Here is a 23,504-nt window from a genome sequence, read left to right as displayed (position 1 = left end):
CAGCACGGAACTGGAGTGTATGCAGCGGAACGATTTTTGCTGGGCATAACGTTGCTCGCACCGCTTTGGTCTTTCGGCGGCCGGGGCTCCGATGCGCAAGGGCGCAGGCGATCCATACCTCCGGTGTCATCGATGAAAACTACCGACGTATTGACGGCAGGATCGGGCGGCCATGCCGACCACTGCGTGCACTTCTATGAAGACGATGCGCCGCTGATCCGGCGCGTCGCGGACTTCGCGGAAGAAGGGCTGGACGCCGGCGGCAGCGCGATCCTGATTGCAACGGAGCCGCATCTTGCCGCGCTTCGGGCGCGCCTGAGCGGTCGCAGCGTCCGCGGCGATCCTGAGGCCCGCGAGTCGTCACTCGTCATGCTCGATGCGCAGACGACGCTCTCAGGTCTGAGCGTTGACGGCTGGCCGGACGAGCGTCTGTTCGATTCGACGGTCGGTGCCATTGTCGCCCGCGCTGCGCGACGCAGCGGACCCGTGCACGCGTTTGGCGAGATGGTCGCGCTGTTGTCCGCGCAGGGCCGGCATGACGCAGCCCTGCGGCTCGAGCACCTGTGGAACGCGCTGGGCACCCGGTACCACTTCTCGCTGATGTGCGCCTACCCGCAACGCCTCTTTCCGACTGGCGAAGAAACTGGCGTTTTCCGGCACATCTGCGACGCCCATACGCGCGTGCTGCCAGACGACATTTTCACCGCCGATTCGCCAGCGGAGGCATTCCGGCACACTGCGCTCTGGCGGCAAAAAGCGGGCGCCCTGGAGGCGGAAATCCTGCGCCGGCAGCGCGCCGAGCGACAGCGTGACGGCATGCTGATGAATTCACCTGTCGCCTCCGCACTGCTCGTCGGTCCCGATCATTGCTTCCGCCTCGCGAATCTCGCCTACGCGGCGCTGGCGGGTCATGATGACGTCATCGGTTGCCGCTACGCCGACGTGTTTCCCGGGGATCATGAGATCGTACAGGCGTTGCGGCGCGCGTTCGCGCGCGGCGAGGCGGTCGTCATCGACGAACACCGCCGTCACGGAGCCGCTGGCGCTGGGCGCGTGTTCACCGTGCACATCAATCCGCTGCATCCGGAAAGCGGCCAGCCTGTCGACAGCCTGATCCTGACGGCCGTTGACGTTACGGAGCATGTGCGTACGCGTGAACGGCTGGAGCGACTGCATGCGGAACGGGCCACGCTGGTCGCTGATCTCGAGCAGGCAGGTCGCGTCAAGGATGAATTCCTCGCCATGCTGGGTCACGAACTGCGCAACCCGCTGGCACCCATTGTCACCGCGCTGCAGCTGATGCGGCTGCGCGGAGAAACGGCAGTGGCCCGCGAGCATTTGATCGTCGAGCGCCAGGTGGACCACCTCGTCCGTCTGGTCGATGACCTGATGGATGTTTCCCGCATCACACGCGGCGACGTGGTGCTGAAAAAGGAAGCCGTCAATGTTCGGGAGGCGATCGCGAAGGCAGTAGAAATGGCAAGCCCGCTGCTCGAGCTGCGCGGACACGCCCTCGAGGTCGATATCGGGAGCGACATGATCTGCGACGCAGATCCCGTGCGCTTCGCGCAAATCATCAGCAATCTGCTTACGAACGCGGCACGTTATACCGATGCGGCGGGCAAGATAAGCGTAAGAGCTTCATGCGACGGTCAACATGTCCAGATCCGCGTACGCGATAACGGCATGGGCATCGCACCGGACTCGCTCACGCAAATCTTCTTGCCGTTCTATCGCGGCAACGCAGCCGACGGACGCGGTGCAGGCGGACTGGGGCTCGGTCTGGCGCTCGTGAAAAATCTCGTCGAGCTGCACGGCGGCTCGGTGCGCGCGACGAGCGACGGGCCCGGATGCGGCAGCGAATTCACCGTCGAGCTTCCGCGCGGCAACGTCGAACCGCTGCCTGCCGATGCGAAGGGCGGTATGGCGACTGTGACGGCAGCCGCGGGGCGGCGGGTTCTCGTGGTCGACGATAATGAAGATGCGGCCCTTGCGCTCGCCGAGTGGCTGCGGATCCATGGTCATATCGTAGAGACGCTTCATGATCCGGTCGCAGCCCTGCAATGCGCGCCGTCAATCGATCCTGACGTCGTCGTGCTCGATATCGGCCTTCCTGGCATGGACGGTTACGAACTGTGCAGGCGCTTACGCACCCTACTCGTCTCGCGGGCGCGCACGTACGTGGCGCTGACCGGCTACGGGCAGGACGGCGACCGGGCGCGCAGCCGCGCCGCAGGCTTCGATCACCACTTCGTGAAGCCGTTGCAGCCGCCCCTGCTTCTGGATATGATCCTGGCCTCGCCAGCAGGCAGGGAGCGAAAGTGATGCCATCTCGCCGAACATTGCGGTTTGTTCGCGCGCACACCGACGTTCATTCCTCACAGCCTGGGTCCTCGCCCCTCCGAGCCGTATGTGCAAGCTCGCCGGGAAATATCTCGGACGGCAAGGCGGCTCCGCGACGCACGCCGCCCGCATGGGAGCGTCCAATCGGGACGCCTCGGGACAGTACACGGTCTTCCGGCGCCCTCGCCTGTTACCCGCGCCCCGATCTGCGCGACTCCTCGCAGGCTTCATGAGTAAGTATTCCTATCTAAACCGTAGGAACGTACCCCCGCGTCGCCCCGACGAACGGACGTTCACGCACTCCCAATCGGGCTCTACCCGGTCTTCGGTTCAGTTGAAGTCTTTGTAGATTTATCGACTCGCGCCTGATTTCCTGGACCAGGTACCTGGCACGAACTCTCCTTCGGCGAAGAACCACGCCGACATCGTCCGTGCCAGTTCGAGCACGACTTCCGCGTCGGTCCGGCCGGAGGATGCGCGCACGTGGAACGAATGATCTGCGTCGTCCACCACATGCAGCGTGGCGCGTGGCCCCAGCGTCTCGACGACCGACCTCAGCAGGTGAAGCTCGGCCAGCTTGTCGCGTGTGCCCTGCAGGAAGAGAATCGGCACCGTGACGTCCGCCAGGTGCCGTGCCCGCTCCACGCCGGGCGCGCCCGCCGGGTGCAGCGGGAATGCGACGAAAGCGAGGCCACGCACGCCGTCGAGCGGTGCGATGGCTTGGGCCTGGGACGTCATGCGGCCGCCGAACGACCTGCCGCCCGCGAAGAGCGGCAGGTCTGGCAGCCGCCGGCGGCCCTCTGCGACTGCTGCCTGCACGGCAGCATGTGCCACGGCCGGCGAGTCCACCCGCCTGGAGCCCCGCTCCATGTACGGAAACTGGTAGCGCAATGTGGCGACATTGGCCGACGCAAGCGCGTCGGCCAATGACGACATGCCGGCATGCTGCATGCCCGCCCCGGCACCGTGCGCGAAGACATACAGGGCTCGCGCGTCCTCCGGCACTCGGAGGAGCGCAGAGACCTTGGTGCCGTCGGGCACTGCCAGGGAAAGCGATTCTGGGTCGTCCATGGTATTCAGGTCGTGTCGTTGTGGCCATTGCGCCGATTCTGCATCAAGCGGTGTAATTGCACGCCTGCATCATTGTCAGCGAACTGTTACGACACTGCAATCAGCGTCAAAGGAGTTTCTCGAAGGGCAGTTCATTTAAAGGGCGAAGCGGCCAATCGTCGCCACCGCTAATTATATTTAGGTATCCAATTTACTGAATGCAAACATATTGAATAACATGCATTTTGGTTGCGCTCACGTGTGTTTAGGAGACGGTATATTCGCAATCGAATCCTTCCGGGTTTCTTCTTGACAATTCGATCTGCCTACCTATTATTAGCGAGGCTTAATTACAACTCAACCGACAGGGCACAACTAGTAGGGCAATGACTGTTCGGGGCCTCGCTGTCCAACATTTATCGTCGATGGGTCGGTCTCCCAAGGTCGAGTTCGTTCTGACCTGGCAAGCTTCCACCGGCGGGTATTGGAGGGGCTGGCATGGCTGCAAGATCGATTCGTCGCGCATCGTTAAACACTTTTGCGGGCGTCGCGCCCAGTCAATTGGCGACATCGCTGACGACGCGGCATCAGCGGCTCAACCCCCTCAACATCCTCCATGCCGTCTGGCTCCTGGGCCTGTCACCCGCGTCGGCGCTGGCACAGCAGATACCCACTGAACTGCCCAATCTCTCCGGGAGCGGAACCATCGACACTCCCCCCAACCACGTCCTGATTGTTGGCACCGACGGCACCGACACCGCTTTCTCCGGCACGATCAACAACGCTGGCGTTGCGAGCGATCCCGTGTCGCTACAAGGCCAGTTTGTCAAAACCGGGGCCGGGACGATTACGATCAACGGCGCGACGATCCAGGGCGGCTCGGCGTTCGTGGTGGGCGGTGGACTGGCGCTCACCAACGGCAGCACCGCGATCGACTATCTTTCGCTGGGCACCGGATCGACGTCTTCGGGCACGTTGAACGTGAGCGGCGGCACGCTCACGTTCAACTCCGCGCTTCAGGTCGGCGACTTCGGCGGCACAGGCACGGTGACGCAGACCGCGGGCAACGTCGTCTTCGGTACGCCGGGCACGCCGGTGTCGCTGAATATCGGCAATCAGGGCGGAACGGGCACCTACAACCTGTTGGGCGGAACGGTCACGTTCGGCAACAGCGTCACCGACTTCGTGACGCTCGGGCGCAATACGCAAGGCAACCCGAGCAGCGGCACGCTCAACCTGAGCGGCGGCACCTTCAACGTGGCCAACGGGTCGCTGTTCCTCGGCTCGAACGTCGCGTCAACGGGTACCGAGGGCACCGGTACGATCAACCAGACCGGCGGCACCCTGGCAATCGGCAACGGGTCGAGACTGTTCCTCGCGGCCGCCGGCAACGGTACGTACAACCTGTCGGGCGGCACACTGCAGATTGGCGGGAATTCGCTGTTCGGCGACTTCAACAATCTGGGCGGCACGTATGCATTCAACCTCGGTGGCGGAACGATACAGGTGGTGGGTTCGGTGCTGAACGCAGGCGTCAACGCAACGCTGGTCGGCGGCACGACGTCGACCATCGACACCAACGGCATCGGCGCGACATGGTCCGGCGTGCTTTCCGGAAGCGGCGCGCTGACCAAGGTCGGCAACGGCGTGCTCACGCTGACCAATGCGAACACCTATACCGGCATGACGACCATCTCGGCCGGCACGCTGGCGCTGACCGGCAACGGCAGCATCAATCTGACCAGCGGGATGTTGAACAACGGCACCTTCGATATTTCGGGCGTCACGACCACGCCGATACCGGGGATCCCGACCGGTGTCGTGCCGCTGCCGAACCTGTCCGGCAGCGGCACCGTGATCGATGGCACGAACATCCTGGTGGTTGGCACCGATAACACGAACACCACCTTCTCCGGCACGATCGTCAATACCGGCACGGTGAACGACGCGCTGCACGGCATCTTGGTCAAGACTGGCACAGGGACGTTCACGATCAACGGCGCGCGGATTCAGGCCGGCTCGGCTTTTGTCGTGGGCGGCGGACTGGCGCTCACCAGCGGCAGCGCCGCGATCGACTATCTTTCGCTGGGCCTCGGCAATGCGCTGGCGACGCAGGTGCCCGGATCGACGTCGTCGGGCACGTTGAACGTGGGCGGCGGCACGCTCACGTTCAACTCCGCGCTTCAGGTCGGCGACTTCGGCGGCACAGGCACGGTGACGCAGACCGCGGGCAACGTCGTCTTCGGTACGCCGGGCACGCCGGTGTCGCTGAATATCGGCAATCAGGGCGGAACGGGCACCTACAACCTGATGGGCGGAACGGTCACGTTCGGCAACAGCGTCACCGACTTCGTGACGCTCGGGCGCAATACGCAAGGCAACCCGAGCAACGGCACGCTCAACCTGAGCGGCGGCACCTTCAACGTGGCCAACGGGTCGCTGTTCCTCGGCTCGAACGTCGCGTCGACGGGTAGCGAGGGCACCGGTACGATCAACCAGACCGGCGGCACCCTGGCAATCGGCAGCGGGTCGAGACTGTTCCTCGCGGCGGCCGGCAACGGTACGTACAAGCTGTTGGGCGGGACACTGCAGATTGGCGGGAATTCGCTGTTCGGCGACTTCAACAATCTGGGCGGCACGTATGCATTCAACCTCGGCGGTGGAACGATCCAGGTGGTGGGTTCGGCGCTGAACGCAGGCGTCAACGCAACGCTGGTCGGCGGCACGACATCGACCATCGACACCAACGGCATCGGCGCGACATGGTCCGGCGTGCTCTCGGGAAGCGGCGCGCTGACCAAGGTCGGCAACGGCGTGCTCACATTGTCCGGCCAGAACACCTATACCGGTGTGACCAACGTTCGCGGTGGCGTGCTCAATCTGACCGGCTCGTTGCAGTCGCCGGTCAATGTGGAAGCGAACGGAACCCTGGGCGGGGCAGGAACGGACTTGAATACCGTCACCAATGCCGGAACGGTTGAGCCGGGCTTCGGTCTCCCAGCGGGGCAATTCGGTGTGATGACCGTCAAAAATTATGTGGGGGCCGGCGGCACGCTCGCGCTGCGCACGTTCCTCGGTCTGGATGGCTCGCCGTCGGACAAGCTCGTCATCAACGGCGGCCGCGCCGACCCTTCAGCCGTACGCGTCACGAACGCCGGCGGCTCCGGTGGGTTGACGACGGGCAACGGCATTCTCGTCGTCGAGACAACCAACGGTGGCACCACGGCGTCGGATGCCTTTACGCTCGCTGGCGAGGCGCGCGGTGGCGCGGAAGACTATCGTTTGTTTCGCGGTGGCCTCAACAGCAGCAATCCCGAGGACTGGTTTCTGCGCTCCTCGTTCGTCGTGCCGCCTCCACCGGGGGGAGGCGAAGAGGAACTGGAACCGGGAACCGGCACCGGGCCCCCACCGGATCCGCTGCCGCCTGGCATCTACCCGATCATCGGGCCGGAACTCGCCACCTACGGCGTCGTGCAACCGGTCGCCCGGCAGATGGGTGTCGAGATGCTCGGGACGCTGCATGAGCGCATCGGCGACACGCTTACGACGCAGAGCGGCGCAGCGGGCGGTTCGGGCTGGGCAAGCTCCGCATGGGGACGCGTGTTCGGCGGCCAGATCGACAACCACTACGAGGCCTACGCCGATCCGCGCGCGAGCGGCGGAGTCGGAGGCTTGCAGACGGGTCTCGACGTATGGCGAGGAAGCTTCCTGCCCGGCCATCGCGATGCGGCAGGCGTCTACTTTGCATACGGCTACGGCAGTGCCGATGTCGATGGCCTCGTCACCAACGCCGCGACAACCGGATACGTGCTGGAGCACACCGGCTCGATGCATCTGAATGCCTACACAGGCGGTGGCTACTGGACGCACTACGGCCCCAGCGGCTGGTATCTCGATGCAGTCGTGCAGGGTACGCACTACGACGGCGCCGCGACCACGCAGTTCGCGAATCTGCCGGTTCAGGGTACGGGCTTCGTGACATCCCTCGAGGGTGGCTACCCGATCCCGCTGCCGCTCGGCCCGGGTTTCGAGCTGGAGCCGCAGGCGCAAATCATCTGGCAGCATGTGTCGTTCTCCGACACGAACGACGGTCTGGGCGACGTGTCCCTCGGCTCCACGTCGGGCGCGACTGGCCGTCTCGGCGTGCGCGCGAAGTGGACCATCGAAGGCAGCCATGAAGCGGTGTGGCAGCCCTATATGCGTGCCAACCTGTGGCGGGATTTCAATGCCCAGGCCACCACGACCTTCGGCAATGAACCGGTGCCCCTGAATGTGCAGGCCACGCGGCTCGAGCTCGCCGGCGGTGTCACCGCCAGGATCAAGGATCGGCTGAACCTTTACGGACAGTTCGGCTACCAGTTCGCCGTAAGTGGAAGTAGCAATGTCCGCCGCAGTGGCGTCGAGGGCGATCTCGGCGTGCGCTTTCTTTGGTAGGTAACGCTGTAGCTAGCGCTGCGACGTGTCGAGCGGCGCAGTCTATGTCGCGCGTACTCGACATCGATGCGCAGTTCTCGTTCTCTCGTCAAAAGCCGCCGCTGCACCTCGCGCGCGTCAGGTAAACCCCGCATGGCAGCCTTGAAGTCCGGTGTTTAACATCCCACGACGTTACCGGTAACGTCGCATGGTACGCAAACATGCTTTCTGGCGAGGCACATCACTATAAGGAGACGGGAATGCGTCCATCGGGAGTCGCCGTGCGTGCACTGTACGCAGGCGTCACATTGCTCACGATTGCGTCGATCTCAGGTTGCGCGCACAACCAAACGGCTGCCACCCCCGATGGATTGCCGCTCGCAGCCGCTCCCACGCAGGCCGTGCCACAACTGAAAAGCGTGATGGCCGCGCATTTCAAGGTAGGCGCGGCGATTGAACCCGATTCCATCGACAGTCCCGCCGACGCCGCGCTGCTGGCCGTCCAGTTCTCGAGCCTGACCGCCGAGAACAAAATGAAGCCGGGCACGATAGGCGTGGCCGCAGGCGAGTACAACTTCGCGCCGGCCGACCAGATCGTGGCGTTCGCGCAGGCGCATGGCCTGGCCGTGCGTGGGCACACGCTGGTGTGGCATTACAGGAGCGGCGAATGGACCGAGGCGCCGGACTGGTTCTTTGCAGGCGACGCCAAAGATCCGCATTATCACGATATCGTCGCGGCACGGCTCCAACGCTATGTGACCGATGTCGTCACGCATTTTCGCGGCAAGGTCTATGCATGGGACGTCGTGAACGAAGTCATCAGCGACGACCCGCATCAGGTCTATCGCGAAGACAGCCCGTGGTATCGCGCGCTCGGCAAGGACTACATTGCAATTGCGTTCCGCGCCGCGCGTGCGGCCGACCCTGACGTCAAGCTCTATATCAACGAGTACAGCACGGACGACGCGGCCAAGCGCGCGAAGCTGCTCTCCGTGATACGCGATTTGCGTGCTCAGGGCGTGCCGATCGATGGCGTCGGGCATCAAATGCATATCAGCATCAACTGGCCGCCGCTGCAAAATATGAAGCAGGCTTTCGACGACGTCGCCGCCCTCGGACTCGAAAACCAGGTGACGGAACTCGATGTCAGTCTCTACAGCGACCCGGGCGCATGCTGGAGCCATCCGCCTGCGTGCTTGCCCGATCTCGGCCAACCGGTGCCGAACGACGTGATGCGTGCGCAGGCGCAGCGGTATCGCGCGGTGTTCGATCTGTTCGAGCACGAGCCAAGCATCAAGGCCGTCAGCTTCTGGGGCTATTCGGACAAGCACACGTGGCTGACCTCGATACCGGTGCCGCGTACCAATCTGCCGCTGCTATTCGACGCGAACCTGAAACCGAAAGCCGCGTTCTGGGCAATAGCCGATTCGTCGTGGCAGCCGTAAGGCGGATGGCGAAATTGAAAGTCCACGATCTTTCCGCCGACGTCCAGGCATCCGTCATATTGCGGCGAGAGGGCTTCGAACAGAATGCGGTCGTCTGGGGGCCATCGGAAGAGAGATCGGAGTAGGCCGTAAGGCCCATATGGCGGAAGGCAGCCAGAGTCGAACTGACCCGGGAGCGGCTGACGCCCCCAACCGGGTTTGAAGCCCGGCCGTACCACCGGATACGAATGCCTTCCTTCGTGAAACCCAACCACCTGCAACCACACGCACATATCGATGTGCCTACAACCATTCGCGCATCCGGCTGTCGTGCCGTAGCAGATGCGTATCGCGCTGAAAGCGAGTATATCCAACGCGGTCGAAGTACTCCAGAATCTGGATCGCACGTTTGCGGCCCAATGCCGTGGCGTCGCGAAACGCCGCGGCGTTGACCGCACCGCCCTGCTCCGCGGCAATCTGTGCGACGGCACGCGCGAGCGTCTGCACCATGTCGCGATCGTAGAAGAGATCGCGCACGACCTGATACACCATACCCAGGCGCGCAAGCTTGCGCAGCAGCGCACGCACCTTCTCTTCCGGCTGCCGCGTCTCACGTGCGAGATCCCGCACCCACGGCGGATCGAAACGCCCTTGTGCGAGCAGCGGCATGAGGCGCGCGGCGAGCGCTTCGTCTTCGGCGTCGAGCGTCACCGCGTGTGACGGCAGATGCAGCCACGGCCCGCTGCGTGCCACGCGCCCCTCGCGCTCGAGCGCTTCGATCGCGGCGCGCCACACCGCATCGCTCACGAGCGGCGCCGCCATGCGGCGCAACCGTGCCGCGTCCGGCCCCTGCTCATCGGGCGAGCGCGCATGAAACTCGGCGAGCGCCTCGACAATGCGTTCGGTGAGCCTCGACCAGTGCGCGTGTGCGATCACCGCGCCTTCGTCGTCGCGTCCTTGCGGTGCGATGGAAATCGCATCGGCGGGCAAAGCGAGCGCAGCGTCGTCGTAACCGGTCAACTGCGTCAACGTCGCGCGCGCAATGCCACGCGGCGCTTCTTCGATCAGCGGCGCCAGGCTCGCTTCGTCGAGCCATGTGCACAACGCGTCGAGCCAGGCACGCTGTTCTGGCGTCCGGCGCCGCCGCGACGGACCGAATGGATCGAGCACACGCCCGCCACCTATGGTGTGGTTTGCCTGCGCGTTGCGGACAATGAAGCGGTCCCCCGGCAACGCGTGCAACGGCGCTTCGAAGACGAGCTGCACTCGGGCAGCCGCGCCCGGCGCGAGCGTTTCGCCTTCGAGCAACGCAACGTTCGCCACGCGATGCGTCGTGCCGAGATGCACATGCAGCGGCGACCAGTGCTGCAACGTGATACCCGCGTCGTCGAGCAACTGCAGTTCGACGTCGAGACGCACGGCCGGCTCGGCCAGCCGCGCATCGACGATCCAGTCCCCGCGCTCAATCTGCTCTTTGTCGATGCCCGCGAGATTGAGCGCGCAACGCTGGCCGGCGTGGCCTGAATCGCCCGCCTGTACCGCTCGGTTCTGCGCATGCAGGCCACGCACGCGCACAGGCGTGCCGGCAGGTGCGAGCACGAGCGCGTCGCCCGCCTGTACGCGCCCGGCGAATACAGTACCCGTCACCACCGTCCCCTGGCCCGTCAGCGTAAATACGCGATCCACGGCGAGGCGAAAGAGTCCATCGTCTCGTCGCGCCCGCCATGTACTCGCGCGCTCGCGCAACCAGGCGTCGAGGCGCGCCACGCCTTGGTCATGCAGCTGCGTGGCATTGGTCTCGAATACGGGTGCGTCCGCAAGCATCGTGTCAGCGAGCCACGCGGCGATTTCGGCACGCACGGCGTCGAGCTGCGCCGCATCCACGCGATCGCCCCTGGTCAGCGCGATGGCGCCTTGCTGCACGCCCAGCAGTTGCAGAATGGCGAGATGCTCGCGCGTTTGCGGCATCACGCCGTCGTCGGCCGCAATCACGAGCAGCGCCAAGTCGATGCCGCACGCACCCGCCGCCATCGTATGGACGAGCTTCTCATGGCCGGGCACGTCGATGAAGCCCAGCACGTCGCCGTTGGCGAGCGGCAGGTACGCATAACCCAGTTCGATCGAAATGCCGCGCGCCTTCTCTTCTTTCAGGCGGTCGGTATCGACGCCGGTCAACGCGCGGACCAGCGTGGTCTTGCCGTGGTCGATGTGCCCCGCCGTGCCGACGATCACAGACGCAGCTCCGCGAGTTGCGCCACGAACGCCGCTTCGTCCGCGGGTTCGAGGCAGCGCAGGTCCAGGCGCAGGGCGTCGTCGGCAATACGGCCGATCACGGGACGCGGCAGTTCGCGCAAGGCGCGTTCGAGCCTGAGCAGCGCACGGCCACTGCCGCCCTTCCCCGCATGGCGCACGACGAGCCCGCTGCTCGGCAGCACGTCTACGGGCAGTGCGCCGCTACCGATCTGGCTGAACATCGGCTCGACGCTCGCCGCATACGCTTCGCCTATGGCGCGCTGAAACGGGGGCAGCGCGCGCTGCGCGGCCTCTTGCATTTGCAGGGCGGGCCGCGTGAGCAGGCGCAGCGTAGTGAGCCGTTCCTGCAGGAATTCGGGCGCTCGATAGAGCCGCAATACGGGCTCGAGCGCAGCGAGCGTGAGCTTGCCGACCCGCAACGCGCGCTTGAGCGGGTGCTTCTTGATCTTCGCAATCAATTCCTTGCGGCCGACGATCAGTCCCGCCTGCGGGCCGCCCAGCAGCTTGTCGCCGCTGAAGGTCACGAGGTCCGCGCCCGCTTCCACGGTCGCGCGCACCGTGGGCTCGGCCGGCAAGCCCCACTGCGCGAGATCGACGAGCGTTCCGCTGCCCAGATCGACCGCTACGGGCAGGCTGTGCTGACGTGCCAGCGGCGCGAGTTCATCGAGTTCGACACTCTTTGTAAAGCCACTGATCGCGTAGTTGCTGCAATGGACTTTCATCAGGAGCGCGGTGTGCGCGTTGATCGCCGCTTCGTAATCCTTGAGATGCGTTCGGTTCGTCGTGCCGATCTCGCGCAAGCGTGCGCCCGCCCGGCTCATGATGTCGGGAATGCGAAATGCCCCGCCGATCTCGACCAGTTCGCCGCGCGAAACGACGACCTCCTTCCGATTGGCGAGTGCGCTCAACAGCAGCAACACGGCCGCCGCGTTGTTGTTCACGACGGTCGCGGCTTCTGCCCCCGTCAGTTCGCAGATCAGCGAGTCGATCAGGTCGTCGCGGTCGCCGCGCTTGCCGCTCGCGAGATCGAATTCGAGGTTTGCGGGTTGCGTGAGCGCCTGCACCACCGCTTTCACGGCCTCGTCGGGCAGCAGCGCGCGGCCGAGATTCGTGTGCAGCACCGTGCCCGTGAGATTGAAGACGGAACGCAGGCCGCTTTGCGCGCGTTCGGCCAACCGTTGCGTGGTCGCCTCGATCACGCGCTCCAATGAAAATGGTTCGGCATCCTTGTTTTCATGCGCCAGAACGCCAGCTCGCACATCGCGACGCCAGCCGTCCTGCGTGGCGCGAATCGCGTCGATCACCTGGGTGCGTCCGTACTGCGCGATCAGCGGCTGCGCTTGCTCCGAGGCAATCACGCGCTCGACCGCCGGCATTTTCGCGAGCAGCACATGCAGGGCGTGCGCATCGTGCTCCGCTGCTTGTCCCACGGCTTCACTCATGGCGTGCGCGGCTCCTTACTGGTCGCCCGGCACTTCGGGCCATAGCAACGGATTCGGGCTCGCGCGACGGTAGCCCGCGTCGCTCATCAGCAGATCGAGCGTGAGGCTCGCCAGGTCGTCCGCGAGCGGCTCGAAATCGAGGTCCTTCTCCTGATAGCCGATCTTGCGGTACGTATGGCATTCGTCGCACGATTCGGCCTTGAGTGCGGCATTGCCGCCTTCGATGCCGTGATACGCAATGCCCTTGGTCGAATCGCAGTTCGTGCACTTCACGCGCACCACGTGAGCCTCGGTGCCGCACAGGCCGCATTGCGCAAACCGGTAGCCCTGATACACGCCGCCAATGCGCACGATGCTGGCAACAGGCGGCGATCCGCACACGGGGCACGCACCTGGTGCGTCGACATAGGGCACGTCGCGTACGTCGATGCGGCTCGCGAGGTCGGTCCACACCACCTGCAGCGCGGCCATGATGAACGGCGCGGTGGCGGGCGCGACTTCGGTGTAGCGCTGGGCGAGAACCGCATCGGCCTGGGCATCGAGTTGCCCTTCGTTCATGGCGCGCAGGTCGCCCAGCACTTTCGCGAGCGCAGGCCCAACCGCTCCTGCCGCTTCGACCCGATCGGCAAGACGCGATAGCACGGCGCGCCATTGCGGATCACGCTCGCCCGAAAGCGCCGGCAGGATCGGCATGGAGTGATGCTGCGCGTTCGTAATCGCTTCACGCGAAGGCATGGAGGCGCTGCAATGTTCTAGCGCCTCCTGCTGCGCGTCGACGAGCGCCGCCATGAGCCGCACGTAGCCGCCAATGGGATTGTGGTCCGCGAGATGCCGCAGGCGCACGGCGCGCGTACTGAAAAAGGCGACCCGTTCGGGCAGACGAATGCGCGGAATGGCCGAAGGATCGAGCGATTCGATTTGCTGCGGGTCGAGAATGCGTTGCGTCACGACGGGTCGACTCCAGAACGGCTTCACGAAGAAAAAACCGCCGTACCCTCGCGGGCGCCGGCGGTTTGCCGCTCGCGCCGCCACTGCCTTCGCCAAACGGCGCGGCAGGCGGCGCGCAGCCTGTGCGTTACTTGATGCTCTCGCGGAACCAGCGCGGATGATGCTTTCTCGCCCAGCCCCAGGTGACGTAACCGCGCGTCATCGCGCCGATCGACCCCTTCACCCATATGGCTGCATAAATATGAATGATGATGCCGCAGATCAACACGAATGCCGCTACCGCATGCACCAACGCTGAGAGCCGGATAATTTCGATCGGAAAGTAGACCGAAAAACATCGCCGCCAGATCACGATGCCGCTCAAGAGCAACAGCACGAGGCAAACCACCATCACAAAGAATAACAGCTTCTGGCCCGCATTGTAGCGACCGATCTCGGGCAGCCTGTCTTCGCGGTTGTTGAGCACGTCGCCCATCTGTTTCATCCACTGGATGTCGTCCTTGTCCAGATAGTTGTGATGCCAGAAGCGCAGCGCAAGGATCAGGAACGAGACGAACATCACCACGCCGATGAACGGGTGCAGAATGCGCGTCCACTGGCCACCGCCGAGCACCGCGTACAAAAATGCCATGGCCGGGTGAAACATCGCGAGGCCCGAGAGCGCGAGCAGGATGAAGCAGATTGCGGTGATCCAGTGGTTGCTGCGCTCGTTGGGCGTATAGCGCTCGATCAGTTGCGGTTCATCGTCTTTCATCGCCGCGCTCCTCCGGTGGTTCGCCACGCATGCGCCGCGCCTCTTCGCGCGCCGCGGCTTCGTCTTCAGCCGTCACTTCGTTCGGGCCGACCCGCGTGTAATGGAAGAAACCGGCCAGTGCGGTGAGCGCCATGATGGCGAGCCCAATCGGCTTGGCCACGCCCTTCCAGATCCGCACCATCGGGCTGATGTGCGGATCCTGGGGCAGTCCGGCATAGAGCGACGGCCGGTCCGCGTGATGCAGCACGTACATCACGTGCGTGCCGCTCACGCCCGGCGGATCATAAAGCCCGGCGTTCTCGAAGCCGCGCTCCTTGAGGTCCACGATGCGCTCGGCCGCGTGCTGCTTCATGTCTTCCTTGGTGCCGAAAACGATCGCACCGGTCGGGCAGGTCTTCACGCACGCGGGCTCCTGCCCCACGGCCACGCGGTCCGAGCAGAGCGTGCATTTGTAGACGCGGCGTTCGCTCGACATGCGAGGAATATTGAACGGGCAGCCAGTAATGCAATTGCCGCAGCCGATGCAGTTTTCCTGGTGGAAGTCGACGATGCCATTTGTATATTGCACGATCGCGCCCGGCGAGGGACACGCCTTCAAACAGCCCGGGTCCTCGCAATGCATGCAGCCGTCCTTGCGGATCAGCCATTCGAGGTTGCCCTGCGAGTTCTCGTATTCCGTGAAGCGCATCACGGTCCACGAGTGCTCGGTCAGATCGTGCGGATTGTCGTAGACGCCCGTATTGATACCGATTTCGTCACGCAGATCGTTCCACTCCATGCACGCGGTCTGACACGCCTTGCAGCCGATGCATTTGGAAACGTCGATGAGCTTCGCGACCGTGCCAGTCACCGGCTCGCGCACGCCGGGTGGCTCCGAGGTGGTCGCGGAGAGGCGTTTGACGTCAAGTGATTGCCATGCCATGTCGTCGCCCCCTTATGCCTTTTCGACCTTCACGAGGAACGACTTGAACTCGGGCGTCTGCGAATTGCCGTCGCCCACGGGTGGCGTGAGTGTATTCGTCAGATAGCCCGGGTGCGTGAGCCCCTTGAAGCCCCAGTGCAGCGGTACGCCAACCTGATGCACGGTCTTGCCCTCGATGGTCAACGGCTTGATGCGCTTGGTGACGACCGCCACCGCGATCAGATAGCCGCGATTGCTCGACACCTTCACGCGCTCGCCCGCCACCACGCCCACCTCCTTCGCGAGCGCCTCGCCGATCTCGACGAACTGCTGCGGCTGAATGATCGCGTTCAGCCGAGCGTGCTTCGTCCAGAAGTGGAAGTGCTCGGTGAGCCGGTACGTGGTCGCCACATGCGGGAACTGCTGCGCGGTTCCAAACGTCTTGCGGTCGTCGGGGAACACGCGCGCCGCCGGATTGCTCGTGGCGAGCGGGTTGTTCGGGTGGAACGGGTTATAGCCGAGCGGATTCTCGAACGGTTCGTAATGCTCAGGGAACGGACCTTCGTTCATGCCGTCGCGGGCGAAGAAACGCGCCACGCCCTCGGGGTTCATGATGAACGGCCCCATGCCCTGATCGGGTGCCTCATCGGCTTTGAAGTCGGGTATGTCCGCACCCCTCCATGCGCTGCCGTTCCAGGCAATCAGCTTGCGGGTGGGATCGAAGGGCTTGCCCGCCACGTCGCATGAGGCACGGTTGTACAGCACGCGCCGGTTCGCCGGCCACGCCCAGGCCCAGTTGAGCGTCTGCCCGATACCCGTGGGGTCGTCATTGTCGCGGCGACCCATCTGGTTGCCCGCCTGGGTCCACGCGCCACAGAAAATCCAGCAGCCGCTCGCGGTCGTGCCATCGTCCTTCAACTGCGCGAACGCCGAGAGCTGCTCGCCCTTCTTCACGAGCACCTTGGTCGGATCTTTCGCGTCGGTCTGGTCGGCGAGCGCGCGGCCGTTGTACTCCCTCGCCAGTTCCTCCGGCGTGGGGCTCGCGGGATCCGAATACGGCCAGTCGAGCTTGACTATCGGATCGGGCAGCTTGCCGCCGTCCTTCTGATACGCGGCGCGTACGCGCAGGAACAGGCCCGACATGATCTCGAGGTCGCTCTTCGCCTCGCCCGGCGGCTCCGCACCCTTCCAGTGCCACTGGAGCACGCGGCTCGAACTCACGAGCGAGCCGTTTTCTTCCGCAAAGCACGTGGTGGGCAAACGGAACACTTCGGTCTGAATCGAAGTCGGATCGACATCGTTATAGTCGCCGTACTTCTTCCAGAACTCGGCAGTCTCGATGGCGAGCGGGTCCATGATCACGAGCCACTTGAGCTTGCTGAGCGCCGAGACGGTCTTGGCCTTGTTCGGGGAAGAAGCGAGGACGTTGAAGCCCTGGCAGATATAGCCGTTGACCTTGCCCTGATTCATCAGCTCGATGGTCTGCAGCAGGTCGTACGGCTTGTCGAGCTTGGGCAGCCAGTCGTAGCCCCAGTTGTTGTCCTTCGTCGCCGCGTCGCCCCACCACGACTTCATGAAGCTCACGAAGAACGCGCCGTAATGCTGCCAGTAACTGAGCTGGTTCGGCCGCATGGGCTGCGACGCGCGCTTCTTGATGTAGTCGTCGTAGTCCTGCTCCGCTTCGGACGGCAGCGTCATGTAACCCGTGAGCAGGTTCGACATGAGCCCGAGGTCCGTCAGCCCCTGGATGTTCGAGTGGCCGCGCAGCGCGTTCATGCCGCCGCCCGCAATGCCGATGTTGCCGAGCAGGAGCTGCACCATCGCGCCGGTGCGAATATTCTGCGAGCCGATCGAGTGATGGGTCCAGCCGAGCGCGTACAGGATCGTGCCCGCGCGGCCCGGCACGGCGGTGGTCGCGAGCATTTCGCACACCTTGAGGAATTTGTCCTTCGGCGTGCCGCACACTTTCTCGACCATTTCCGGCGTGTAGCGCGAGTAATGCTGCTTGAGCAGCTGGTACACGCAGCGCGGATTCTGCAGCGTGTCGTCGGTCTTCACGAAGCCGTCGTCGCCGAGCTCGTAGTTCCACGACGACTTGTCCGGGTACGAATGCTTTTGCGGATCGTAGCCCGAAAAAATGCCGTCGTTGAACGCGTAGTCTTCGCGCACGATGAACGAGAAGTCCGTGTAGTTCTTCACGTACTCGTGCTGGATCTTGTCGTTGGTGAGCAAATAGTTGATCACCGCGCCGAGGAACGCGACGTCCGTGCCGGTGCGGATCGGCGCGTAGAAGTCTGCGACCGATGCGGTGCGCGTGAAGCGCGGATCCACCACGATGAGCCGTGCACCGCGGTGCGCCTTTGCCTCCGTGACCCACTTGAAGCCGCACGGATGCGCCTCGGCCGCATTGCCGCCCATCACCAGAATCACGTCCGCATTGCGAATGTCGACCCAATGGTTCGTCATCGCTCCACGGCCAAACGTCGGGGCAAGACCTGCCACCGTCGGGCCGTGTCAGACACGCGCCTGGTTGTCGAATGCGAGCAGGCCCATGCTGCGGGCCACTTTGTGCGTGAGATAGCCGACTTCGTTGCTGCCTGCCGATGCGGCCAGCATGCCCGTGGTCAACCAGCGGTTCACGGTCTTGCCGTCGGCGGTCTTCTCGACGAAGTTCGCGTCGCGATCTTCCTTCAACAGCTTCGCGATCCGGTCGAGCGCGTCATCCCACGAAATGCGCTTCCACTCGTTCGAGCCGGCCGCCCGGTACTCGGGATACTTGAGGCGGCTCTCGCTATGAATGAAATCGATCAGACTCGCGCCCTTCGGGCACAGCGTGCCGCGATTGACGGGGTGATCGGGATCGCCCTCGATATGGATGATGCTCGTCGTAGCATTCTTCGCGCCATCGCCGAGACCGTACATGAGGATCCCGCAGCCAACCGAGCAGTACGGGCAGGTATTGCGGGTTTCAGTGGTGCGCGCCAGTTTGTATTGTCGGACCTCGGCAAGTGCGTTGTCGGGCGCGAAACCCATCAACGCGAGGCTGGAACCCGCCAGCGATGTTGCCGTGACCTTGAGGAACTGGCGCCGGGACATCTGCAGCATGATTCGTCCTCGGCTTGATTGTGGGTTTTTTCAGTATAAGACGTTTTGGGAGACGGATCGCGCTGGATGCTCGCGAGCGTTACGCACGTACAGCGCGAGCTCGCCCGGGAACCGCGCTTGCTAATATCGAATGGCGAATGAACCATCTTTGTGACGAAAACGAACCACTGAAGCACCACCGCGGGGCGCACCATCATGTCAACGCTTTCCACCGAACGACTGCAGTCCGCCGCACGCAAGGAAGCGTCGTGGGTGGTGGGCGCGTTGCGCCAGTTCATCGCCAATCGCTGCCCGTCGCTCGCGGCGAGCATCGCGTTCTATTCGGCGTTTTCGCTCGCGCCGACGCTCGTGATGGTGATTGCCGTGGCGGGCTGGTTCTACGGCGTCGATGCCGCGCGCGGCGAACTCTTCCGCCAGGTCCACAACGTGCTCGGCGACGACGCGGCCGCGGGCATCACCACCATCGTGCAGAACGCGCATCGGGCGGGCGGCAAGGGCGGCGTCGCGGCGATCATCTCGCTCGCCCTGCTCGTGATCGGCGCGTCCGCAACCTTCTCCTCGCTCAATTCCGCGCTGAACATCGTCTGGCCGCCGGACGGGCAGCGTCCCTCCAGCGTGATGGCGCTCGTGCGCGTGCGGCTCATTTCGTTCAGCCTCGTGCTGGGCGTCGCGTTCCTGCTGATCGTCTCGCTCGTGCTCGACACGGCTATTACGTTCGTCGGTCAGTGGATCTGGGGCAATTCCCCTTATGTGATCATCGGCAACCTGATGCAGCTTGCCGTGGGCCTCGTAGTGCTGGCCGTCGCCTTCGGCGCCCTGCTGCGCTTCCTGCCAGACGCCGACGTGCGCTGGCGCGACGCGATGGTGGGCGGCGTCGTCGCGGCGGTGCTGTTCTCGGCGGGCAAGAAGTTGTTCGCGCTCTATCTCGCGCACGCGGGCATGGCAACGGCCTTCGGCGCCGCCGGCTCTCTCGCGGTGCTGCTCATGTGGCTCTATTTTTCAGCGGCCGTGCTCCTGCTGGGCGCGGAATTCTCGGCCGCGCGCGGGCGTATGCACGATCCGCGCGGCGCGTGGGGTTTCCTCGAGGAAACGCCGCCCGGCAGCCGCGCCAAGCTGGCCTCGGTGCTCGCCGCCTCCACCATCGTCGCGCGGCACGACACGAAGCGTGCGGACCGCCCCGCTGCGTCGGCGCCGCAGGCCGTGCCGATCGGAAACGGCGGCGCAGCCGCCCCGGCAATGCCTGCGGCCCTGGCGGCAGCTGTTTCGGCAGACAAATCGACACTATCGGAAACCCCGCTCGGCGCGATTCGGCGCGCGAGCGCGCACGGTGGCCCATTCGGGAGGCTGAAATCGGGATTGCATATCCGCCGTTCGGTCGTGCGCATGGAAGACAGCGCCACCTACGCGGCCGCGCTCACGCTGGTTCACGCGGGCCGCACGGTCGCCGCCGCCGACCGCTATGTGAAGCGCCATCCGTGGGGTTCGGTGCTGTTCGTCGCGAGCGCGGCGCTCGCCATGACAACCGCCGGCAGGCGCCGCCACCCCCATGCCGCCGCGCCAATTAAGGCTGCTACCAAAGGTCGCAACAAGGCGCAAAAATAACGGCTGTTTACGGAACTTTTATCAAAACCAACAATAATGCTCGATCAACAATCCAATATTTCTTGAAACGGCATAATGGACGGAGTCCCCGCCTGACAAGGGATTCTGGCCGGTGTCAGGTTTTCGCGACAATCTTTATTTTTTCAGTTCAGGTCGCCTGGCCTGCTGCGTTATTCTCCAACGCGCAACAACTACACAATTTCTGCGTGGAGAAAACAGAATGAAACGAGTCGCTCTCTCGACCCTCTCGCTGGCCCTCTTGGCCGCAGCAGGCACCGCGCACGCTCAAAGCAGCGTGACCCTCTATGGGGTGATCGACGAATCGATCCAGTGGGCCCACAACACGATGGACGCCAACAACAAGAATGCAAACCTGGTCGGCCTCGCCGGTGGCAACCTGTCGGGCAACCGCTGGGGCCTGAAGGGTACGGAAGATCTGGGCGGCGGCCTGAAGGCGATTTTCCAATTGGAAAACGGCTTTGACATCAACAACGGCAAGCTCGGTCAGGGTGGCCTGATGTTCGGCCGTCAAGCCTATGTCGGCCTGACGCACGAGCAGTTCGGCACGATCACTCTCGGCCGCCAGTACGACCCGCTGGTCGACATGGTTCAGCCGCTGACCGCGGACAACTATTTCGGCAGCACGTTCACAACGCCGGGCGACGTCGACAACAACGATAACAGCTCGCGTACGAACAGCGGCATCAAGTACGTCTCGCCGGTTCTCCAAGGCTTCCAGTTCGAAGGCATGTACGCTCTGGGCGGCGTGGCTGGCGCAACGGGCTCGGGTCAGAGCTGGGGCGCAGCGGCTACGTACGGCATCGGTTCGTTCAACGTCGCTGCTGGCTACTTCCGCATGGACAACGCGTCGTCGCTCGCTGCGCGTACGACGACGTCCAACGGCGTGAGCACGGTGGGCTGGGCTTCGGGCGCAACCTCGGGCGCCATGTTCGACAGCCAGATCAACGAAGCCTACGCGTCGGCCAAGTCGGTTGGCACCGCTGCGATCGCTGCGCAATACGTCGCTGGCCCGTTCACGTTCGGCGCACGTTACAGCAACGTTCAAATCCGTCCTGACGGCTACTCGACGTTCTCTTCGACCCAGCGTTACAACGTCGCTGCTGGCTTCTTCGGCTACCAGCTGAACCCGGCCCTGCTGCTCGGCCTCGGCTACACTTGGACGCACGGTGCTGGCGACTCGTCGAACACGTACAACCAGGTTTCGATCGGCGCGGACTACAATCTGTCGAAGCGCACCGACCTGTACGGCGTCGCCGCATGGCAGCACGCCAACGGCCAGCAACCGGGCGAACCGGCAGGCACGGCAGCCGGCGCATCGATCGGTTCGTACGGCTTCAACTCGGCTTCGAGCTCGCAGACCCTGGTCAGCCTGGGCATCCGCCACAAGTTCTAAGCAACGCTTTACTCCGGGCTTCGGCCCGGCGCCGGAACTGGCTGACGAGCCAATCCGGCGAAGCGAGCGAGACCGCGCAGCTAAAACCTACACGCTGCACAAACCAGCCTCGGGCGCAAGCCCTGGCTGGTTTTTTTATGGCCGCCGGGTTTTAGAAGCGATCCTCCAGGGTGTTCTCACGCAACGCCACAACTTGCGCCGTTTACGCGCCATTTACACGAGCGCAAGACTCAGCGCAGTCGCGCCAGCGCGGCGCCGGCGTGCCACACGAACGCGTCGCTGAGCGCCGTCGCCGCGCGCTGCGCTCCGCGCACGACATGGAGCGCGCTCGACAGCGTGGGCGTGAAGCGTTTCACGCTCACCCGTGCGCTCGCGTGCTGGGCGGTCAGCGCGTCGACGAGCGCGATGCCCATCCCCGCTTCCACTATCGCCACGACCGATTGCGCGAGCGCCGCTTCGACGCCGGGCTCGCGCACCACCCCGCATTCGGCAAAGAGCCGGTCGATGGAGAGGCGCGCCTCGCTCGCCGCGGCAAACGAAATGAAGCGTTCGCCCGCGCAGTCTTGCGCATGAATCACGCGTTTGCGCGCAAGCCGGTGTCCGCGCGGCACGATGCAGCGCAGCGGCCATTCACCCAGATACTCGAGACGCGCGCCAGGATGCGCGACGGCTTGCGCGACGAAACCGAGATCGCAGCGTTGCGCCGCCACGCGCTCGGCAATCCCGGCGGCTTCGCCAGTCAGCAGTTCGAAATCGACGCCTTCGTGCTCGCTTGCAAACGCGGCGGCCACGCGCGGCAGGAAGTCGGCGCAAAGATCCGCTGAAGCGGCAACGCGCACGACCCCGCGCCGTTGTGCGCGAATCTGCGCGGCCGCCTGAGCCACGCGCTCGAAGCCGAAGAACGCGCGCTCGACTTCATCTTGCAGCGTATGGGCCTCGACGGTCGGCAGCAAACGCCCCTGGCGCCGCTCGAAAAGCGCGAACCCCATCCTGGCTTCGAAGTCGGCAAGCAAACGGCTCACCGCAGGCTGAGAAATGCCGAGCGCCTGTGCCGCGCGCGTGACGGTACCCCAGTGCATCAGCGCGCGAAACGCTTCCACCTGCCGCAAACTGAGGTCGGTTGCCTGCATAACACTATGCTATGGAAATTTAAATTAGCGGGTCTACGACATCGTTTTCGTACGACATGAATGACACTGATGCCTCTAACACAGGGACATCATACCGGATACCTGACCATAACATCAGAGCATAGATATGCATGTTCTGTGCGCATTGCACGCACCAAATGAAAAATCCCCGTGAGCTCGACGCCAACGGGGATTTTTTGGTACTGACAGGTAACCGCTACCCGAAGGTCGCGGCTTCAAGCGCAATCAGCGCAATCAGGCTGCTGCTGCGTCCTTCAGCTTCTTCAGGGCGCGCGCCTTGATGCGGACCGATGCGGGCTTCGCCGGGAACCAGCGCTCTTCACCCGTGAACGGATCCTTGCCGAAGCGCTTCTTCTTCGCCGGCACGGCCTGGACGACGATCTTCAGAAGGCCCGACAGCGTGAATTCGCCAGCGCCCTTCTTGTGGACCGAACCGAGGATCGTGTCTTCCAGCGCGGCGAGCACGGCCTTGGCAGCCTTCGGCTCGACGCCTGCACGTTCAGCGACGTGGGTAGCCAGCGAGGCCTTCGTGAAGGTGTCCTTGATCGGCGTCGGTACGCCGGACGCCTTCACGGCGACCTTCTTAGCTGCGGCCGTCTTGGTGGCGGGCGCTTTCTTTGCGGCAACCTTCTTGGCCGGGGCAGCTGCCTTTTTTGCGGCCACTTTCTTTGCGGAAGTCGGCATGTTTCTCCTACCAGTGTTGG

The 23,504-nt window shown here is 64.1% G+C and carries 14 protein-coding genes and 1 tRNA gene; 5 read left to right on the top strand and 10 right to left on the bottom strand.

Annotated elements, in window-relative coordinates; all coding sequences use genetic code 11:
• The first annotated feature begins 132 nt into the window (after window positions 1-132).
• Entirely contained in the window at window positions 133-2,325 is a 2,193-nt protein-coding gene (locus AB4Y43_RS11540; RefSeq protein ID WP_368727839.1) for an ATP-binding protein, read from the top strand.
• A 369-nt stretch (window positions 2,326-2,694) separates the two neighbouring features.
• Here AB4Y43_RS11540 and AB4Y43_RS11535 read toward each other — a convergent pair whose 3' ends face one another.
• Entirely contained in the window at window positions 2,695-3,414 is a 720-nt protein-coding gene (locus AB4Y43_RS11535) for an alpha/beta family hydrolase (RefSeq protein ID WP_069266259.1), read from the bottom strand.
• A 540-nt stretch (window positions 3,415-3,954) separates the two neighbouring features.
• Between AB4Y43_RS11535 and AB4Y43_RS11530 the strand changes: the two genes are divergently transcribed.
• Both AB4Y43_RS11530 and AB4Y43_RS11525 read left to right on the top strand, forming a co-directional pair.
• A complete protein-coding gene (locus AB4Y43_RS11530; RefSeq protein WP_368727838.1) occupies window positions 3,955-7,827 on the top strand; it encodes an autotransporter outer membrane beta-barrel domain-containing protein in 3,873 nt (1,290 codons plus the stop codon).
• Between the two features lie 239 nt (window positions 7,828-8,066).
• A complete protein-coding gene (locus AB4Y43_RS11525; protein WP_368727837.1) occupies window positions 8,067-9,251 on the top strand; it encodes an endo-1,4-beta-xylanase in 1,185 nt (394 codons plus the stop codon).
• Window positions 9,252-9,391: 140 nt separating this feature from the next.
• Here the strand turns inward: AB4Y43_RS11525 and AB4Y43_RS11520 are convergent.
• From AB4Y43_RS11520 to fdnG, 7 genes are all read right to left on the bottom strand, one after another.
• Window positions 9,392-9,487: transfer RNA gene (locus tag AB4Y43_RS11520), tRNA-Sec, on the bottom strand.
• Window positions 9,488-9,533: 46 nt separating this feature from the next.
• On the bottom strand, window positions 9,534-11,462 hold the full coding sequence (selB, locus tag AB4Y43_RS11515) for a selenocysteine-specific translation elongation factor (RefSeq protein ID WP_368727836.1): 1,929 nt from the start codon (window positions 11,460-11,462) through the stop codon (window positions 9,534-9,536).
• Complete coding sequence (gene selA, locus AB4Y43_RS11510) at window positions 11,459-12,925, bottom strand: L-seryl-tRNA(Sec) selenium transferase (protein WP_368727835.1); 1,467 nt, start codon at window positions 12,923-12,925, stop codon at window positions 11,459-11,461. The genes selB and selA overlap by 4 nt, the downstream gene beginning before the upstream one ends.
• A gap of 15 nt (window positions 12,926-12,940) precedes the next feature.
• The gene (fdhE, locus tag AB4Y43_RS11505; RefSeq protein WP_368685379.1) at window positions 12,941-13,873 is read right to left on the bottom strand and encodes a formate dehydrogenase accessory protein FdhE; all 933 of its coding nucleotides are present in this window, start codon (window positions 13,871-13,873) and stop codon (window positions 12,941-12,943) included.
• A 127-nt stretch (window positions 13,874-14,000) separates the two neighbouring features.
• Window positions 14,001-14,627, bottom strand: a complete 627-nt coding sequence (locus tag AB4Y43_RS11500; protein WP_368727834.1) for a formate dehydrogenase subunit gamma — start codon at window positions 14,625-14,627, stop codon at window positions 14,001-14,003.
• Window positions 14,614-15,549, bottom strand: a complete 936-nt coding sequence (gene fdxH / locus AB4Y43_RS11495) for a formate dehydrogenase subunit beta (RefSeq protein WP_069266253.1) — start codon at window positions 15,547-15,549, stop codon at window positions 14,614-14,616. The genes AB4Y43_RS11500 and fdxH overlap by 14 nt, the downstream gene beginning before the upstream one ends.
• 12 nt (window positions 15,550-15,561) lie before the next feature.
• Window positions 15,562-18,633 carry a formate dehydrogenase-N subunit alpha gene (gene fdnG / locus AB4Y43_RS11490; protein ID WP_342946436.1) on the bottom strand — a complete coding sequence of 1,024 codons (3,072 nt, stop codon included), beginning with the start codon at window positions 18,631-18,633 and terminating at the stop codon, window positions 15,562-15,564.
• Window positions 18,634-18,828: 195 nt separating this feature from the next.
• Here fdnG and AB4Y43_RS11485 point away from each other — a divergent pair, with 195 nt between their 5' ends.
• Window positions 18,829-20,235 carry a YihY/virulence factor BrkB family protein gene (locus AB4Y43_RS11485; protein WP_342946437.1) on the top strand — a complete coding sequence of 469 codons (1,407 nt, stop codon included), beginning with the start codon at window positions 18,829-18,831 and terminating at the stop codon, window positions 20,233-20,235.
• A gap of 220 nt (window positions 20,236-20,455) precedes the next feature.
• Window positions 20,456-21,649 carry a porin gene (locus AB4Y43_RS11480; protein ID WP_342946438.1) on the top strand — a complete coding sequence of 398 codons (1,194 nt, stop codon included), beginning with the start codon at window positions 20,456-20,458 and terminating at the stop codon, window positions 21,647-21,649.
• Between the two features lie 230 nt (window positions 21,650-21,879).
• Here the strand turns inward: AB4Y43_RS11480 and AB4Y43_RS11475 are convergent, their stop codons facing one another.
• Both AB4Y43_RS11475 and AB4Y43_RS11470 read right to left on the bottom strand, forming a co-directional pair.
• Window positions 21,880-22,779: a LysR substrate-binding domain-containing protein gene (locus AB4Y43_RS11475; RefSeq protein ID WP_368727833.1), complete on the bottom strand. Its 900-nt coding sequence runs from the start codon at window positions 22,777-22,779 to the stop codon at window positions 21,880-21,882.
• Window positions 22,780-23,034: 255 nt separating this feature from the next.
• The gene (locus tag AB4Y43_RS11470; protein ID WP_069266248.1) at window positions 23,035-23,484 is read right to left on the bottom strand and encodes an HU family DNA-binding protein; all 450 of its coding nucleotides are present in this window, start codon (window positions 23,482-23,484) and stop codon (window positions 23,035-23,037) included.
• Window positions 23,485-23,504 lie beyond the last annotated feature (20 nt).

Source organism: Paraburkholderia sp. BR10872 (genome assembly GCF_040965835.1).
In the GTDB taxonomy this organism is placed as follows: Bacteria; Pseudomonadota; Gammaproteobacteria; order Burkholderiales; family Burkholderiaceae; genus Paraburkholderia; species Paraburkholderia nodosa_A.
Note: the sequence above shows the minus strand (reverse complement) of the source record. Positions and strands in the feature narration are given on the sequence as shown.